The sequence below is a fragment of the Microbacterium paulum genome, assembly GCF_015707995.1.
GTDB lineage: Bacteria > Actinomycetota > Actinomycetes > Actinomycetales > Microbacteriaceae > Microbacterium > Microbacterium paulum.
Genome location: NZ_JAAGRY010000037.1, coordinates 1 through 15692, shown reverse-complemented (window position 1 = coordinate 15692; position 15692 = coordinate 1). Strand labels below are relative to the sequence as shown.

The window sequence follows — 15692 nt, the reverse complement described above, 5'->3', positions numbered from 1 at the left end:
GGTGAAGCCGTGGCTGGGCCACGTGAAGCTCGAGAAGCTCACGGCTGGCGTCATCGAGGAGGCGATCGCCGGATGGGAAGGGAGCACTTCCACGCGCATCGACGCGCTCTCGGTGTTGAGCCGGCTGCTCGACGGCGCCGTTCGCGCGCGTCTCGTGCCGCTGAACCAGGCACGTCTCGCGCGCCGTCCGAAGTCCGAGTCCGCGACGAGCCTGCGATCTCGCGCTCTCACGGCCGCGGAGGTGCCGATACTGCTGGCGGCGATCGATGATGCGCATTACCGGCGCTATATCGCCGCTCTCGTCTACACCGGTATGCGCGCCAATGAGGCGACGGCATTGCGCATGGAGGACGTCGATCTTGCGCATCGGACGATCCATGTGCGCCGGGCGTTCAGCATCGGTGCGGACGGCCGTGGGGTCGAGCTGACGCCGAAGAGCCACAAGGAGCGGGACGTGCCGATCCCGATGCCGCTCGTCGCGCCGCTGCTTGAGGCGATGACCGGCAAGCACCGCGGAGACCTCGTGTTCACGGGTCCTCGGGGCGGCGGATCAGCGCATCGAACGTGCGTCGCGCGATCGATTGGAAGACGCTCCGCTCGAAGCTGCGCCGCGACGACCTGCGACTCCACGACCTGCGCCACACGCTCGCCACGATGCTGTTCGATGCCGGTGCCTCCGCCAACGACGTCCAGGCCGTACTCGGGCACTCGAGCATGCAGATGACCGAGCGCTACAGCCGCGCCCGCTCCGACGTTGCCCGCCGTGCCGCCGCCGCCATCGACTCGCTGTTCGGTGAGGGGGCGTGATGGGCGTCCACCAGGAGCTCGACGAGCTGCTCGCCAACCCGGAATGCCACGCCATCCTCGTCAACGCGCTGGGGGAGTACCGCAGCCTGTTGCACCGCAACGCCGACGACTTCGCCGACGAGTTCGAGCTGGCGCACATCGAGCGGTCAGTCGCGCACATCGATGCGCTCGACGATGTCTTCGAGCGGTGGCCGTAAAAGTCGCGATGTCCGCGAAGGGCTGTTGGGAGGGCCTATACCGATACACCACTTCGACACCTTCGTCGGAGGAACGAAAGGAAGAACACAGATGAGAGATGAGAGCTGGCCCATCGCTCGAAGCGAGCGAGCATTCGTCCCGCTGACCGAGTACCTGGAGACTGTGGACGACGAGGAAGACCTCGTGCTGACCTTCGATGAAATCACGCGAATCATCAGCCGTGACCTCCCTACGCAGGCGCGAACGGATGATGCGTGGTGGGGTTCGGATCCGCGTCACCCGTACGCGGTCGCCTGGCTGCGGGTCGATCGCCGCGCTTACGTGGATCTTGACGCCGAGACCGTCACATTCACCCACGAGGTGTTCGAGCGCAACAACGGGATCGATGCGACCAGGGCCATGCGAGTGAGCTGGGCTAACTATGCGCGATCGAGTCTCTCCCGCGAGGAACCTCTAAGCGGCAACCACCCGCACGTTCTCAACGGCTATTGGGAACCCCACGACGTTTACGTTCTCCGCCTCGCGTGCGAGGGCATGTACAAAGTCGGCATCTCGCGCATCGACGCAAACCGCATCGTTGAACTCTCTGAGCGGGGCGTGACATTGGTCGATCGGATCCAGCTGGCGAATCAGTGGGCAGCCAAGATCCTCGAGTTCACTGTGCTCGAGCTGGCCTGGGAGGCGTGGGTGCGCCCTCACCGCTTCTCGACGGGTCGCAAGGGTGAGACGGAACGCTGGCTCGATTGGCTCGTTCCGCCTGCTCTCGAGGACCTCCTGGAGGCCCTCGAAGAACGCAACCTTCCGTGCTGGAACGCGACGACGTACCGTGACTCCGGCGCGAAGTTGGACGAGGGTTCCGATCCAGATGATGCTCGAGGAGAGTGACCCGTCTGATGGAGAACAGAAGCATGAATGCGTCGAATCGAGGAGAGACGGATCCCTTGGTGGCATTCGTAGAGGCGAGGATTGCGGACGACGAGAGGATCGCCATGTCCGTTGCCGAGATCTCGCCGACGGCCGACCGCGAGTTCTGCACATGGATGACGACCTTCGTTCTCGATCCAGGTCGCTACATCGTGGCCGTTGACTATCAACGCGTCCTGGCGGACTGCGCCGCCAAACGCCGCATGGTCGCCGCATACCTCGAGGTCGAGTCGCATCCATCGTGGAACTATGCGGCGGCCGCCGATTACATGGAGACTGTCGTGCGCGACATCGCCGGCATCTACGCGGATCATCCCGACTATCGCGAAGAATGGCGGGAGTTGGGCCCGCTCACGTAGCTGTCTTCAAGCTCTCGGCGTCAGGCCGTAAGCTTGCAGGCGAAGACCCCGGAACGATCACTGGCCTCGGCCACATCGCCGGGGTTTCGTCTGTGTGCGGTCGCTCGGACATCGCGCTGTATGACTCGAAATCGGACCTCAACCGGCCCCAGACCGGCCCAACCCGCCGAAGAGGCCAGCGAATCAGCATCCGTCCGGGCCGTTTCGACTCGCTGCGCTCGCTCGACGACCGGGGGATGGCAACCTCGAGCAGGAGTGCAAAAACAAGCCCTCACCAGGGAAAAGCAAAACCCCCGCCATGTAGAAGCTAGGCGAGGGTTTCTGGGCTGATTGTAATGATCAGCCTTGTGGCTCCGACGGGCGTCGATCCCGTGACCTCACGATTTTCAGTCGTGCGCTCTACCAACTGAGCTACAGAGCCGCGCGGCACGCGCAGTACAGAACTTGCCGCGTCCTACACGAAGGGCCCTGATCTCGAAAGAAAGGGCCCGTCGCTCGGAGCGACCCTGACGGGACTTGAACCCGCGACCTCCGCCGTGACAGGGCGGCACGCTAACCAACTGCGCTACAGGGCCATACTATTCAGTTGTATGCCGGAGAGTGACCCCAACGGGATTCGAACCCGTGCTACCGCCGTGAAAGGGCGGCGTCCTAGGCCGCTAAACGATGGGGCCGAGCGAACCCGGAGGCTCATTCTTACCGACGCTCAAGCATACGAGATCCCCTGAGAAATCGGAAATCGAGGGCGTGGGCTCCCGTCGGCGGGGTGTCGGTGGGGCAGGATGCCAGGGGCGCGGGCCCGTGCGCCGGCCGCAAGAGACCTGTGCGCGCGGTGCGAATGTTGTTAGTGTGATCAGTGGTGTCAGAGTGACCTCAGCGCGCCCGATGCAGCACTCCGGGCACGACGAAAGGCGGGACGTGGTGGTGAACGAAGCCGAATCTGCAGAAGACTGCGGCTGCGCGCCGACCGCGCGTGAGCTGAATGCGCTCCGCGGCCCGATGTCTCGTCGCGGAGCCATCGGGCTCGGAGCACTCGGCCTGGGCGCCCTCGGCGCACTGGGTCTCGGCGTCGGCTTCGGCGGATCTGCGGCCTTCGCCGCCGACTACCCCTCGTGGGACGACGTGCAGCGCGCCAAAGACAACGAGGCCGCCAAGGCCTCTGAGGTCACCCGCATCGAGGGCCTGATCGCTTCTCTGCAGGCCGACGTGGCCGCGAAGCAGGCCGAAGCCGAGCGTCTCGCGAACGAGTACATCCAGGCCCAGATCGATTACGAGACCGCGGTCGACAAGGCCGACTCGCTGCAGGCGCAGGCCGACGCGGAGTCTGCGCGTGCCACCCAGACTGCGCAGAGGCTCGGACGCCTCGCCGCCCAGCAGTACCGAAACGGCGGCGACGACGCCGCCCTCGACCTCTTCTTCTCGGGCTCGGCCGCCTCGGCCGACGACCTGCTGGCCAAGCTCGGCACGATGGACCGTCTGGTCGCCGCCAACCAGGGCGTGTACGCAGACGCCGTCGGTGCTCGCGACAACGCGGTGAACCTCAGCAACCAGGCCCAGATCGCCCGCGACGAGCGCGATCGGCTGCAGAAGATCGCCGAGGAGAAGGCCACCGCCGCTCAGGATGCCGCGATCGCGGCGCAGGCGGCGCTCGACACCCAGAACGCCAACCTCGACACCCTGCAGGCCCAGCTCGCCGCGCTGAAAGACACGACCGCGACCACGGTCGCCCAGTATCAGATCGGCGTCGAAGAGCGCCGCAAGGCCGAAGAGGCGCGCCTGGCCGCCGAGGCCGCCGCGCGCGCCGAAGAGGCGCGCCGCGCCGCCGAGGAAGCCGCCAACAACGCCAACAACGGCGGTGGCGGTGGTGGCGGCGGAGGCGGAGGCGGTAGCAGCTCCGGATCGGGTGGTCAGACGGGTTCGGGCGGATGGGTGCGCCCCGCGTCGGGCTACATCAGCTCGTGGTTCGGCAACCGTGGCAGCATCTGCGGCGCCAACGGCTGCACCTCGAGCGGCCACCGCGGCATCGACTTCGCGACCGGATGCTGGTCGCCGATCTACGCCGCCGCGTCGGGCACCGTCATCTTCGCCTCGTACACCCCCGACTGGGGCAACTACATCAAGATCGACAACGGCGGCGGCATCGTCACGGGCTACGCACACATCGTGACCGGCGGCTTCAACGTCGGCTACGGACAATGGGTCAACGCCGGCGACGTCATCGCCTACGTGGGAAGGACCGGCCTCGCCGATGGCTGCCACCTGCACTTCGAGGTCTACTGGCAGGGCGTCCGCATCGACCCGGCGCCCGTGCTCTACGACCACGGCATCAACGTCTACTGACGGCCCCGCGGCGGCAAACCGCGGCCGAAGGCCATACGGCGAAAACAACGAAGAGCGGATGCCTGGGCATCCGCTCTTCGGCTCTGAACAGGTCGCTCAGATGGTCTTCGGGGCGTGGCCCTCGCCCTGCGTCGCGGTCTGCGCGCCCTCGGCCTGGAAGCGCTCGAACGCCTCGCCGACCAGGCGCTCGGCCTCGGCCGCGTCGCCCCACTGGTCGACCTTGACCCACTTGTTGGGCTCGAGGTCCTTGTAGTGCTCGAAGAAGTGGCCGATCTCGCCCTTAGTCCACTCGTCGAGATCGCCCACGTCCTGGATGTGCTCCCAGCGCGGGTCCTTCGCGAGCACCGCGACGACCTTGTCGTCGCCGCCGGCCTCGTCGAGCATCTTCAGCACGCCGACGGGGCGCACTTTCGCCATGATGCCGGGGTAGAGATCGCGGTCGAGCAGCAGCAGCACGTCGAGCGGGTCGCCGTCTTCGCCGAGGGTGTCTTCGAAGAAGCCGTAGTTGGCGGGGTAACCCATCGGCGTGAACAGCACGCGGTCGAGGAACACGCGGCCCGTGCCGTGGTCGACCTCGTACTTGACGCGGCTGCCGCGCGGGATCTCGATGACGGCGTCGTATGCGCCCATGCTGGTGCTCCTTCGAATAGCTGGTGGATGCCGACAACAGCCTAGCGGCCGGGTTTCGCCGCTCGGGAGCCGGGGTCCCCGGCGCCCGGCCGACTACCGTGGAGCCGTGGATGCCACCGACCCGCGCGCGAGCCTCGACCCCGCGACCGCCGAGATCCGCCGCGCTGTGCGCGCGGCGCTCGCCACCGTCGACGGAACCGTGCTCGTGGGGCTCTCGGGCGGTGCTGACTCGCTAGCTCTCGCCGCCGCCGTCGCGTTCGAGGCGCCGAAGGCGGGCGTCGCGGCGCGCGCGGTCGTGATCGACCACGGCCTGCAGGAGGGTTCCGACCAGGTGGCGGCCCGGGCCGTGGCGACGGCGCAGCAGCTGGGACTCGAGGCCCGCGCCGTGCGCGTCGAGGTCGCCCCGCCCACAGGGAACGGGGGCCCCGAGGCATCCGCGCGCGACGCCCGCCGAAGCGCGCTCCTCGCCGCCGCCCGTGACGCCGGGGCCGAAGCCGTACTGCTCGCCCACACCCTCGACGACCAGGCCGAGACCGTACTCATCGGCCTCGCCCGCGGATCGGGCGCGGCGAGCCTCGGCGCGATGTCCCCCGACCGGGTCGAAGAGGGCATCCGGATCATCCGTCCGCTCCTCGAGGTGCGCCGCACGCAGACCCGTGCCGCCTGTGCCGCACAGGGGCTGCCGGTGTGGGAAGACCCGCACAACCTCGATCGCCGCTTTCTGCGGGTACGCGTGCGCCAAGACGTCATGCCGGTGCTCGAGGCCGAGCTCGGCCCCGGCGTCGCCGAGGCCCTCGCCCGCACGAGCGACCAGCTGCGCGAAGATGCGGCCGCCTTCGCCGAGATGATCGACGAGACGATCGAAGACATCGTCGAGCATGCCGAGGCGGGCATCGCGGTGTCGGTCGCCGCACTCGCCGCCAACCCGCCGGCGCTCCGCCACCGCATCATCCGCCACGTAGTCGCGAGCGAGTTCGGCGTGAGCCTCACCCGTGCCCAGACCCTCGAAGTCGCACGCCTCGTCACCGACTGGCGGGGACAGGGACCGATCGACCTTCCCGCGTGCCGCGCCCAGCGCGAAGGCGCGCGGCTGGTGTTCGCCGGCCGGATGCCTGAGTGACAGCCGCGGCGTGAGGCCGGGCATCCGTCGCCTAGCATCGAGATATGCGCGCAGCCGACATCGCTGACCAGCTCACGACCGTCCTCGTGACCGAGGAGGAGATCCACGCCAAGCTCGAAGAGCTCGCGCGCCGGGTCGAAGCCGACTACGAGGGCCGCGACCTGCTGCTGGTCGGCGTGCTCAAGGGTGCCGTCATGGTGATGAGCGATTTCTCGCGCCGCCTCACGCGCCCGGTGACGATGGACTGGATGGCCGTGTCGTCGTACGGGGCGGGAACGAAGTCGAGCGGCGTCGTGCAGATCCGCAAAGACCTCGACACCGACCTCACCGGCAAGCACGTGCTGATCGTCGAAGACATCATCGACTCGGGGCTCACCCTCAGCTGGCTGCTCGAAAACTTCGCCTCGCGCGGTGCCGCATCGATCGAGATCCTGGCGCTTCTGCGCAAGCCCGAGGCGGCCAAGGTCGAGATCGACAGCCGCTACGTCGGCTTCGACATTCCGACCGACTTCGTCGTGGGCTACGGCCTCGACTTCGACGAGCGCTACCGCAACCTGCGCGACGTCGCCGTGCTCGCGCCGCACGTGTACAGCTGAGGCGTGAACAGCTAGCGCGGTTCGGTTCGCCGGTGGCGAATGCACAGACGGGCCATAGTCCCGCCGGGGTAGCCTGATCGGACCATGGATTTCAAGAAGCTCACGCGCAACCCGTTCGTCTACGTGTTGCTGATCGGCGCGCTGCTGCTCGCCGGTATGACGCTCATCTCGTCGCTCACGGGTGCGAAGCAGATCACGACCCAAGAGGGTCTGACGCTGTTGAAGGGCGGCACCGTCACCGAGGTGACCAACACCGACGGTGACCAGCGCGTCGACATGACCCTCTCGAGCGAGTACCAAGGCGCGACGCAGGTGCAGTTCTACTACGTCGGTGCGCGCTCCGACGAGGTCGTGACGGCGATCGACGCCGCGAACCCGTCCGACGGCTTCAACGACGTCGTGCCGCGCACCACCTTCTTCGAGAGCATGATCTCACTGCTGCTCCCGCTGCTGCTGCTGGGCCTGCTCTTCTGGTTCTTCTTCTCGGCCGCCCAAGGCGGCAACAGCAAGGTCATGCAGTTCGGCAAGTCGAAGGCCAAACTCGTGACCAAAGAGACCCCGACGGTCACCTTCGCCGACGTCGCCGGTGCCGACGAGGCCATCGAAGAGATGCAGGAGATCAAGGACTTCCTGAAAGACCCGACCAAGTTCCAGGCGGTCGGGGCGCGCATTCCGAAGGGCGTGCTGCTGTACGGCCCTCCCGGAACGGGCAAGACCCTGCTCGCGCGCGCCGTCGCCGGCGAGGCGGGCGTGCCGTTCTACTCGATCTCGGGCTCTGACTTCGTCGAGATGTTCGTGGGTGTCGGCGCGAGCCGCGTGCGCGACCTGTTCAACCAGGCGAAAGAGAACTCGCCCGCCATCATCTTCATCGACGAGATCGACGCCGTCGGTCGTCACCGCGGCGCCGGCATGGGCGGCGGTCACGACGAGCGCGAGCAGACCCTCAACCAGATGCTCGTCGAGATGGACGGCTTCGACCCGAAGGTCAACGTGATCGTCATCGCGGCCACCAACCGCCCCGACATCCTCGACCCGGCCCTGCTGCGCCCCGGACGCTTCGACCGTCAGATCGGTGTGGATGCCCCGGACCTGAAGGGCCGTCAGAAGATCCTCGAGGTGCACGGCCGCGGCAAGCCGCTGTCGCCCTCGGTCGACCTCTCGGTCATCGCCCGGAAGACCCCCGGGTTCACCGGCGCCGATCTCGCGAACGTGCTCAACGAGGCGGCCCTGCTCACGGCCCGCTCGAACGCGCAGCTCATCGACATGCGCGCTCTCGACGAGGCGATCGACCGCGTCATCGCCGGCCCGCAGCGCCGCACCCGCGTCATGAAGGACCGCGAGAAGCTCATCACCGCCTACCACGAGGGCGGCCACGCGCTCGCGGCGGCGGCGATGAACAACACCGACCCGGTGACGAAGGTCACGATCCTTCCGCGAGGCAAGGCCCTCGGTTACACGATGGTGCTGCCGCTCGAAGACAAGTACTCGGTGACCCGCAACGAGCTGCAAGACCAGCTCGCCTACGCGATGGGCGGCCGCGTCGCAGAAGAGATCGTGTTCCACGATCCGACGACCGGGGCATCCAACGACATCGAGAAGGCCACGGGCATCGCCCGCAAGATGGTCACCGAGTACGGCATGACCACCGAGGTCGGCCCCGTGAAGCTCGGCTCGTCGTCGGGCGAGGTGTTCATGGGTCGCGACATGGGTCACGGCCGCGACTTCTCGGAGCGCATCGCCGAGCGCGTCGACGCCGAGGTGCGCCACCTCATCGAGCAGGCCCACAACGAGGCTTATCAGGTGATCAACGACAACCGCGACGTGCTCGACCGCCTCGCCCTCGCCCTGCTCGAGAAAGAGACGCTCGACCACCTCGAGCTCGCCGAGATCTTCAAGGACGTCAAGAAGCTGCCGCCGCGCCCGCAGTGGCTGTCGAGCAGCGACCGCCCCGTGTCGACGCTGCCTCCCGTCGAGGTGCCGCGCCGTCAGAACGAGGCCGGGCTCGCGGCATCCACCGCCGCCACCCCCGACCAGGTCGCCGAGACGGCCCCCGCGCGCCACCAGGCCGGGCAGGCACGACCCGCGACCGCGTAGGCCTCGACGTGGCCGTCGATCGTAACCGCGTCGCCGCCGCCGTGCGCGAGATCCTCGCGGCGGTCGGGGAAGACCCCGACCGCCCGGGGTTGAAAGCGACGCCGCAGCGCGTCGCCGACGCGTACGCCGAGTTCTTCGCGGGGGTCGGCGAGGATGCCTCGGCGCCCCTCGCCCACACGATCTCGGTCTCTCGGGGCCCGGCGCCCGACACGCTGCCCTCGGGGGCGGTGCTGCTGCGTGACATCCGGTTCCGTTCGGTGTGCGAGCACCACCTGCTGCCGTTCGCGGGGCGCGCGCACATCGCGTATCTGCCCGGCGAACAGGTCGTGGGGCTCGGCGCACTGCCGAAGGTGGTCGACGTGCTCGCCGCGCGCCCGCAGGTGCAGGAGCGCCTCGGCGAGCAGATCGCCGACACGATCGCGGCGTCGCTCGATGCGCGCGGCGTGCTCGTCGTGCTGTCGGCGCACCACGAGTGCGTCACGATGCGCGGGGGCCGCCAGCCCGACGCGGCGACCGTCACGATCGCGGCCCGCGGCGAGCTCGCCGAACCGGCCGCCCGCGCCGAGATCATCATGCTGCTCACCGCGAGCGCCGAAAGCGGCGGCTGAGATGACCCTCATCATGGGCATCGTCAACGTCACGCCTGACTCGTTCAGTGATGGCGGCCGCTACCTCGACGCCGACGCGGCGATCGCGCACGGCCTGGCCCTGCACGCGGCGGGCGCCGCGGTGCTTGACGTCGGCGGCGAGTCGACACGGCCCGGCGCGCCGCCCGTCGACCCCGCCGTCGAGCAGCAGCGGGTGCTGCCGGTCGTCACTGCTCTCGCCGCGGCCGGGGCGGTCGTCAGCATCGACACGATGCACGCCGCGACCGCCGTCGCCGCCGTCGCCGCGGGCGCGCGCATCGTGAACGACGTGTCGGGCGGTCTCGCCGACCCCGAGATGCTGCCCGCCGTATCCGCCTCGGGGGCCGAGGTCGTGCTGCAGCACTGGCGCGGCCCGTCGACCGAGATGTACGCCCGCGCGGACTACGCCGACCTCGCCGCCGAGGTGACCGGCGAGCTCGAAGGTCGCGTGCGCGCTGCTGCTGCCGCGGGGATCTCGCCCGATCGCGTGATCCTCGATCCGGGCATCGGGTTCGGCAAGCGCGGCGCGCAGAACTGGCAGGCCCTCCGCGCGCTCGAACGCGTCGTCGCGCTGGGCCCGCGGGTGCTCGTCGGCACGAGCCGCAAGCGTTTCCTCGCCGAGCTGCTGACGGATGCCTCGGCTGCGGCCGGCTCGGGGGCGGCGGATGCCTCCGCTGCCGCCCCGGTCGACACCGCCCGGCTCGACCTCGCGACGGCGGTGACGAGTGTGCTCGCCGCGCAGGCCGGCGTCTGGGCGGTGCGTGTGCACGACGTCGGCGCGACGCGCGACGCGCTCGCCGTGGCGCGGGCGTGGAGCGGCGGCGCGGGATGATGGGCGAGCGGCCGAAGGCAGGAGGAGCAGACGTGGACGACATCGACGAGATCACCCTGACCGGGGTGCGCGCGTTCGGCAGGCACGGTGTGTATGCCGAAGAACGCGAGCGCGGGCAGGACTTCGTGGTCGATGCGACGCTGTTCCTGCAGACGGCGCGCGCCGCGGCATCCGACGATGTCGCCGACACGATCCACTACGGCGAGGCGGCCGAGCGCATCGCCGAGATCGTCGCGGGCGAGCCCGTGAACCTGCTCGAGACCCTCGCCGAGCGCATCGCGCACGACCTGCTCGGGCGCGGCGCCGTCGAACGCGTGGCCGTCACGGTGCACAAGCCGCAGGCGCCCATTCCGGTGCCTTTCGCCGACGTCTCGGTCACGGTGCGCCGATCCCGCCCGAGCGGCGCCGCCGAGTCGGGGGTCCGGCGATGAACCGCCGACTCGCGCAGGGGTACCAGGGTGACGCGCCGCAGAATGAGTCCGCAGAGACCGTCGCCGTCGTCGCGCTCGGCGCGAACCTCGGCGATCGCGCCGCCACGATCTCCGAGGCGCTGCGCGACCTCGCCCGGCTGCCGCTCACGACCGAGGTGCGCGCGGCGGAGCCGATCGAATCGGTCGCGCTGACGCCCGAGGGTCCGGATGCCTCGGCCCCCGCCTACCTCAACACGGTGGCCCTGCTCACGACGCGCCTCGCGCCGAGCGTGCTGCTCGGCTACCTGCACGCGATCGAGGCCCGCCACGGCCGCCCGGCGCGCACGGCCGACCAGCCGCGCTGGCAGGACCGCACCCTCGACCTCGACCTCATCGCCTACGGCGACGTGCAGAGCACCGACCCGGCGCTGCTCGTGCCGCACCCGCGCGCCGCCGAGCGCGACTTCGTGCTGGAGCCCTGGCTCGCGGTCGACCGCGATGCCGTGCTGCCCGGCGCCGGCCGCGTCGACGAACTGCTCGCGCGCTTGCGCGCCGGGGACGGCGGCGGCGCCGAGGCTCCCGGCGCGGCCCGCGATTCGGCGGACGGCTCATGAAACGCACGAGCGCGGGCGTGCTGATCGTCGCGTTCCTGATCGGCGGGGTCGTGGGGTTCGGCATCGACCAACTGCTCACCGGCGCGGGCCGTGCGACGTTCACCCCGTCGCTCCTGCTCCCGGTGCTGCTCGTGCTGCTGGGTGCGGCGACCGTCGCGTTCGCACTGCCGATCCGGCGGGCGATCACGGGCCGCAGCTCCGAGCCGATCGACCCGTTCCGCGCCGTTCGCGTGGCGATGCTGGCCAAGGCATCCAGCGTCGTCGGCGCCGTGCTGGCGGGGATCGCGACGGGACTTCTCGTGTTCCTGCTCACCCGGCCGGTCGCCCCCGTAGGCTCGACGGTGGCGGTCGTCGCGACCCTCGCGGGCAGCCTCGTGCTGCTCGTGGCGGCGCTCGTGGCCGAGCACCTCTGCACCATCCGGAAGGACGACGATGACGAACACCCCGGACCAGACGAGCCCCGCTTCGGACTCTCGCACAACGACTGAGCCCGCCGCCGCGGCGCTCGACGCCGGCACGTACGACCGGATTCTCGAGCCGCGCAGCGAGAACCGCCTGCCGCTCGGCGACGGCGTGTGGCACCAGATCTCGCGGCGATACGTGACGGTGCAGCTCATCTCGACGGGCGCCTTTCTGGCGCTCGTCATCGCGGTGGCGCTCGTCGTGTGGCTCGTGGCCGGGCAGATGTGGATTCTGATCCCTGCCGGTCTCGTGGTCGTCGTCACCCTGTGGACCCTCGCGATCCTGCCCCGCCAGGCGCGGGCGTACGGCTATCAGCTGCGCGCCGACGATCTGGTCTTCCGCCGCGGCATCCTGTGGCAGCGCATGGTCGCGGTGCCCTACGGCCGCATGCAGCTCGTCGACATCACCCACGGGCCGCTCGATCGCGGCTTCGGGATTGCGCAGCTGAAGCTCGTGACGGCCGCCGCCGCCACCGGCGTGACGATTCCGGGCCTCAGCCAGCAGGGCGCCGAGCAGCTGCGCGACACCCTCATCGCCGTCGCCGAGACCCGCCGGACCGGCCTGTGACCGACGCACCCGATCTGCCGGGCATGCCAGACACGCCCGGTGCACCCAACGGGCCCGATCTGCCCGGCGCACTCGATCTGCCCGGCGCCGCCGGCGACCCCGACCGCACACCCGACGGGCACCTGGCGCCGTCGGCCGTCGCCGAGGTGCGCTCGCCGCTGAGCGACGGCGAATGGCACCGGCTGCATCCGCTGACCCCCGTGCTGCGCGGCGGGCTGTTCCTCATCGTCGTGATGGGCATCGTCATCACGAACCTGCGCGATCGGCTCATCACGTGGTTCTTCCCCGGCCTCGCCGAGTGGGAGCAGTACGAAGGCCGCGACCCCGTCGACTACGTGTGGCAGAACAACCTGTGGCTCGTGGCGGGACTCGTCGTGCTGGGTGTGCTGCTGGTGCTCCTCGGCATCTTCTGGCTGTCGTGGCGCTTCCACACCTTCCGCATCACCGGTGACGACGTCGAGGTGAGAAGCGGCGTGCTCTTCCGCACTCAGCGGCGCGCCCCGCTCGACCGCGTGCAGGGCGTCAACCTCACCCGGCCCATGGTCGCGCGCCTGCTGGGAGCGGCGAAGCTCGAGGTCGTCGGGGCGGGCATGGATGCCAATGTGAAGCTCGAGTACCTCTCCACCGCCAACGCCGAAGCCGTGCGCGCCGACATCCTGCGTCTCGCCTCGGGCCGGCGCCTCGCCGCCGTACAGTCGGCCGAGCGGCGCGGCGTGCCGCTCACGCGCGCCGCGGCGGGCGCCGTGAGCGCGGGGATCACGGGACTGATCGACGGTGTCGACACGGATGCCGCCGAACCGGCATCCGTCGTGCACATCCCCACCGGGCGCCTGATCGCCTCGCACCTGCTGTCGAGCGCCACGCTCTGGCTGCTCGCGCTCGTCATCGCGGTTGTCGTCGGATCGATCGTGGGCACGCCGTGGGTGCTGTTCTCGCTCGTGCCGACCATGATCGCGTTCGGTGCGTACTGGTTCCGCTCGATCACGCGGTCGCTGCGCTACTCGATCGCGCCCACCGTGGCCGGTGTGCGCATCACGTTCGGGCTGTTCACGACCATCACCGAGACGCTGCCGCCGGGCCGGGTGCACGCGTTCGAGGTGCACCAGCCGCTCCTGTGGCGGCCGTTCGGATGGTGGTCGATCCGGGTGAACCGGCTGTCGGGGCGGTCGGCGAGCGACACCCAGTCGCAGCAGTTCGCCGACGTGCTGCCGGTGGGAAAGCAGGCCGACGTCGAGCGGGTGCTGCGGCTGTTCCTGCCCGACCTCACGCACGACGAGGCCACGTCGCTGATCGACGAGGGCATGCTCGGGCCGGTGCCCGGCGACGGATACACGACCACGCCGCGCCGCGCGTGGTGGCTGCAACCGCTGTCGTGGCGCCGCAACGGGCTGCTGCTCGCGCGCGGCGCCCTGCTGCTGCGCCGCGGCGCGCTGCGCCGGGTGCTCGTGATCCTGCCGCTCGCGCGGCTGCAGTCGGTGCGCATCGCGCAGGGCCCGCTCGCCCGGTCGCGGCGCGTCGCGAACCTCACCGGCCACACGGTGCTCGGTCAGGTGTCGGGCGCCGTGGGCACGATCGACCGTGATCAAGCGCTCGCTGCGTGGCAGCAGATCGAGAGCGCAGCACTCGCCGAGGCATCCACCGACCGCTCGCACCGCTGGGACGAGACCGCGGCCCTGGGCGACGCCCTGACCGACCGCGTGATCCAGGGTGACCAGGTGCAGGCGGGTTCGGGTGCGGGGCCCTCCGCCGGGTTCGGGGTCGTAGATGGTCGTTTCGGCGACGGGATGGCGACCATCCGCGACCCCGAACTGGGCGTGGGCGCCGGACTGGGCCCCGCCGCCGGGCTGGGCGCCGAGCCCGGCTCCGAGCCCGGCTCCGAGCCGGGCGCCGTGATGGATGCCACGCACCCGGGCGCCACCCTGCCGCAGCCGACTGGGTTCGGGGTCGCAGATGGTCGCTTCGGTGATGAAATGGCGACCATCCGTGACCCCGAACTGGGCGGGGGCGTCGGCGTCGGCCCCGACCCGGCGCACCAGCCCGAGCCGGGCCGCGCGCCGGATGCCTCGCACCCAGGAGCGGCCACGCCGACGCGCGAACGAGCGGAGGATGCCTCATGAACCAGGCGAGCAGGCTCGGTGTGGGCGTCATCGGTGCAGGCCGGGTCGGCCCCGTGCTCGGCGCGGCGCTGGCGGGCGCGGGGCACGCACTCACGGGCGTCACCGCGGGCAGCGACCCCGACCGGGTCGAAGCGATCCTGCCGGGCGTTCCGGTGCTCGCCGCCGATGAGATCGCGCGCCGGAGTGAGCTCGTGATCCTCGCCGTCCCTCGCGCGGAGCTTTCGGGCCTCGTGACGGGGCTCGCCGAGATCGGGGCGTGGCAGCCGGGCCAACTGGTGCTGCATACCGATCCTGCGCACGGGGCGGGGGTGCTCGAGGCGGCGGCATCCCGCGGTGCCATTCCGCTCGCGGTGCACCCCGCGATCACGTTCACGGGCACCTCGATCGATCTGCGACAGTTGCAGGGCGCCTTCGCCGCTGTGACGGCGCCGGCGGCCGTGCTGCCGATCGCCCAGGCCCTGGCCGTCGAGCTCGGCTGCGAGCCGGTCGTCGTATCCGAACAGGACCGCGCCGCGTATGGCGAGGCGATCGCCACGGCCACTGAGTTTTCGTCGGCGCTCGTGCGCCAGTCCGCGCAGTTGCTGCGCGGCATCGGCATCGATGCGCCCGGTCGCTACCTCGGCACCCTCGTGCATTCGACCATCGACCGCGCGCTCACCGAGTCGGGTGCGGGACCCGTCGCCGACGAGCTGGGGTGAGCGTCTCGTCGCACGAAGAGGCCCGAGGAAGCGGGACTGACGAGGTCAGGCCTCTGCGTCGTCGGTGATCGAGAACGACTGCACCACCGGGCTGGCAAGGCCCATGAGGCGCACCTCGCAGCGCAGCGCGCCGTGCTCGGTCGCCACAACCCACAGGGCGGCCCCGTCGTCCGCAGTCGCGCGTATCCGGCTCTTCGGACTTTAGGTGGGGGTGGGTGATGTGCGGGGCCGCGTGGTGACGGGGTGGGGCGGGTCGAGGCCCCGAGGATCGGTAGCGACCAAGCTTCCTTTCCGTTCG

At 70.0% G+C, this 15692-nt stretch carries 16 protein-coding genes, 3 tRNA genes and 2 pseudogenes; 17 read left to right on the top strand and 4 right to left on the bottom strand.

Annotated features, from left to right (window positions below; all coding sequences use genetic code 11):
* Position 1: 1 nt before the first annotated feature.
* From G3N18_RS09850 to G3N18_RS09835, 5 genes and pseudogenes are all read left to right on the top strand, one after another.
* A pseudogene (locus G3N18_RS09850) lies at positions 2-523 on the top strand (tyrosine-type recombinase/integrase); the annotation flags it as partial.
* Positions 524-564: 41 nt separating this feature from the next.
* Positions 565-684: pseudogene (locus tag G3N18_RS16605) on the top strand (hypothetical protein); the annotation flags it as partial.
* A gap of 122 nt (positions 685-806) precedes the next feature.
* Positions 807-1004 carry a hypothetical protein gene (locus tag G3N18_RS09845; protein WP_196384107.1) on the top strand — a complete coding sequence of 66 codons (198 nt, stop codon included), beginning with the start codon at positions 807-809 and terminating at the stop codon, positions 1002-1004.
* Positions 1005-1095: 91 nt separating this feature from the next.
* The gene (locus tag G3N18_RS09840; RefSeq protein WP_196384106.1) at positions 1096-1890 is read left to right on the top strand and encodes a DUF7662 domain-containing protein; all 795 of its coding nucleotides are present in this window, start codon (positions 1096-1098) and stop codon (positions 1888-1890) included.
* 59 nt (positions 1891-1949) lie between these two features.
* The gene (locus tag G3N18_RS09835) at positions 1950-2288 is read left to right on the top strand and encodes a DUF6221 family protein (RefSeq protein WP_196384105.1); all 339 of its coding nucleotides are present in this window, start codon (positions 1950-1952) and stop codon (positions 2286-2288) included.
* A gap of 348 nt (positions 2289-2636) precedes the next feature.
* On the opposite strand, the gene G3N18_RS09830 is transcribed toward G3N18_RS09835, so the two are convergent.
* The 3 genes from G3N18_RS09830 to G3N18_RS09820 form a co-directional block, all read right to left on the bottom strand.
* Positions 2637-2709, bottom strand: a tRNA-Phe gene (locus tag G3N18_RS09830).
* An 80-nt stretch (positions 2710-2789) separates the two neighbouring features.
* Positions 2790-2863: transfer RNA gene (locus tag G3N18_RS09825), tRNA-Asp, on the bottom strand.
* Positions 2864-2889: 26 nt separating this feature from the next.
* A tRNA-Glu gene (locus G3N18_RS09820) sits at positions 2890-2962 on the bottom strand.
* Positions 2963-3206: 244 nt separating this feature from the next.
* Here G3N18_RS09820 and G3N18_RS09815 point away from each other — a divergent pair.
* Complete coding sequence (locus tag G3N18_RS09815) at positions 3207-4628, top strand: peptidoglycan DD-metalloendopeptidase family protein (RefSeq protein WP_338038463.1); 1422 nt, start codon at positions 3207-3209, stop codon at positions 4626-4628.
* A gap of 96 nt (positions 4629-4724) precedes the next feature.
* On the opposite strand, the gene G3N18_RS09810 is transcribed toward G3N18_RS09815, so the two are convergent.
* Positions 4725-5258: an inorganic diphosphatase gene (locus G3N18_RS09810; RefSeq protein ID WP_196384104.1), complete on the bottom strand. Its 534-nt coding sequence runs from the start codon at positions 5256-5258 to the stop codon at positions 4725-4727.
* A 106-nt stretch (positions 5259-5364) separates the two neighbouring features.
* Here G3N18_RS09810 and tilS point away from each other — a divergent pair, with 106 nt between their 5' ends.
* The 11 genes from tilS to G3N18_RS09755 all read left to right on the top strand — a co-directional run bounded on the left by tilS (position 5365) and on the right by G3N18_RS09755 (position 15394).
* Positions 5365-6378, top strand: a complete 1014-nt coding sequence (tilS, locus tag G3N18_RS09805; RefSeq protein WP_338038462.1) for a tRNA lysidine(34) synthetase TilS — start codon at positions 5365-5367, stop codon at positions 6376-6378.
* Positions 6379-6422: 44 nt separating this feature from the next.
* Positions 6423-6974, top strand: a complete 552-nt coding sequence (gene hpt / locus G3N18_RS09800) for a hypoxanthine phosphoribosyltransferase (RefSeq protein ID WP_196384102.1) — start codon at positions 6423-6425, stop codon at positions 6972-6974.
* An 84-nt stretch (positions 6975-7058) separates the two neighbouring features.
* A complete protein-coding gene (ftsH, locus tag G3N18_RS09795) occupies positions 7059-9068 on the top strand; it encodes an ATP-dependent zinc metalloprotease FtsH (RefSeq protein WP_196384101.1) in 2010 nt (669 codons plus the stop codon).
* A gap of 8 nt (positions 9069-9076) precedes the next feature.
* Positions 9077-9676 (top strand): GTP cyclohydrolase I FolE, encoded by a 600-nt coding sequence (gene folE / locus G3N18_RS09790; protein WP_196384100.1) that lies wholly within the window; start codon positions 9077-9079, stop codon positions 9674-9676.
* 1 nt (position 9677) lies between these two features.
* Positions 9678-10526 carry a dihydropteroate synthase gene (folP, locus tag G3N18_RS09785; RefSeq protein WP_196384099.1) on the top strand — a complete coding sequence of 283 codons (849 nt, stop codon included), beginning with the start codon at positions 9678-9680 and terminating at the stop codon, positions 10524-10526.
* Between the two features lie 32 nt (positions 10527-10558).
* Complete coding sequence (folB, locus tag G3N18_RS09780; RefSeq protein WP_338038461.1) at positions 10559-10957, top strand: dihydroneopterin aldolase; 399 nt, start codon at positions 10559-10561, stop codon at positions 10955-10957.
* Positions 10954-11550, top strand: a complete 597-nt coding sequence (folK, locus tag G3N18_RS09775) for a 2-amino-4-hydroxy-6-hydroxymethyldihydropteridine diphosphokinase (RefSeq protein ID WP_196384098.1) — start codon at positions 10954-10956, stop codon at positions 11548-11550. The genes folB and folK overlap by 4 nt, the downstream gene beginning before the upstream one ends.
* The gene (locus G3N18_RS09770; RefSeq protein WP_196384097.1) at positions 11547-12038 is read left to right on the top strand and encodes a DUF3180 domain-containing protein; all 492 of its coding nucleotides are present in this window, start codon (positions 11547-11549) and stop codon (positions 12036-12038) included. The genes folK and G3N18_RS09770 overlap by 4 nt, the downstream gene beginning before the upstream one ends.
* A complete protein-coding gene (locus G3N18_RS09765; RefSeq protein ID WP_196384096.1) occupies positions 11983-12579 on the top strand; it encodes a PH domain-containing protein in 597 nt (198 codons plus the stop codon). The genes G3N18_RS09770 and G3N18_RS09765 overlap by 56 nt, the downstream gene beginning before the upstream one ends.
* Positions 12576-14696, top strand: a complete 2121-nt coding sequence (locus G3N18_RS09760) for a PH domain-containing protein (protein ID WP_338038460.1) — start codon at positions 12576-12578, stop codon at positions 14694-14696. The genes G3N18_RS09765 and G3N18_RS09760 overlap by 4 nt, the downstream gene beginning before the upstream one ends.
* A complete protein-coding gene (locus tag G3N18_RS09755; RefSeq protein ID WP_196384095.1) occupies positions 14693-15394 on the top strand; it encodes a Rossmann-like and DUF2520 domain-containing protein in 702 nt (233 codons plus the stop codon). The genes G3N18_RS09760 and G3N18_RS09755 overlap by 4 nt, the downstream gene beginning before the upstream one ends.
* Positions 15395-15692 lie beyond the last annotated feature (298 nt).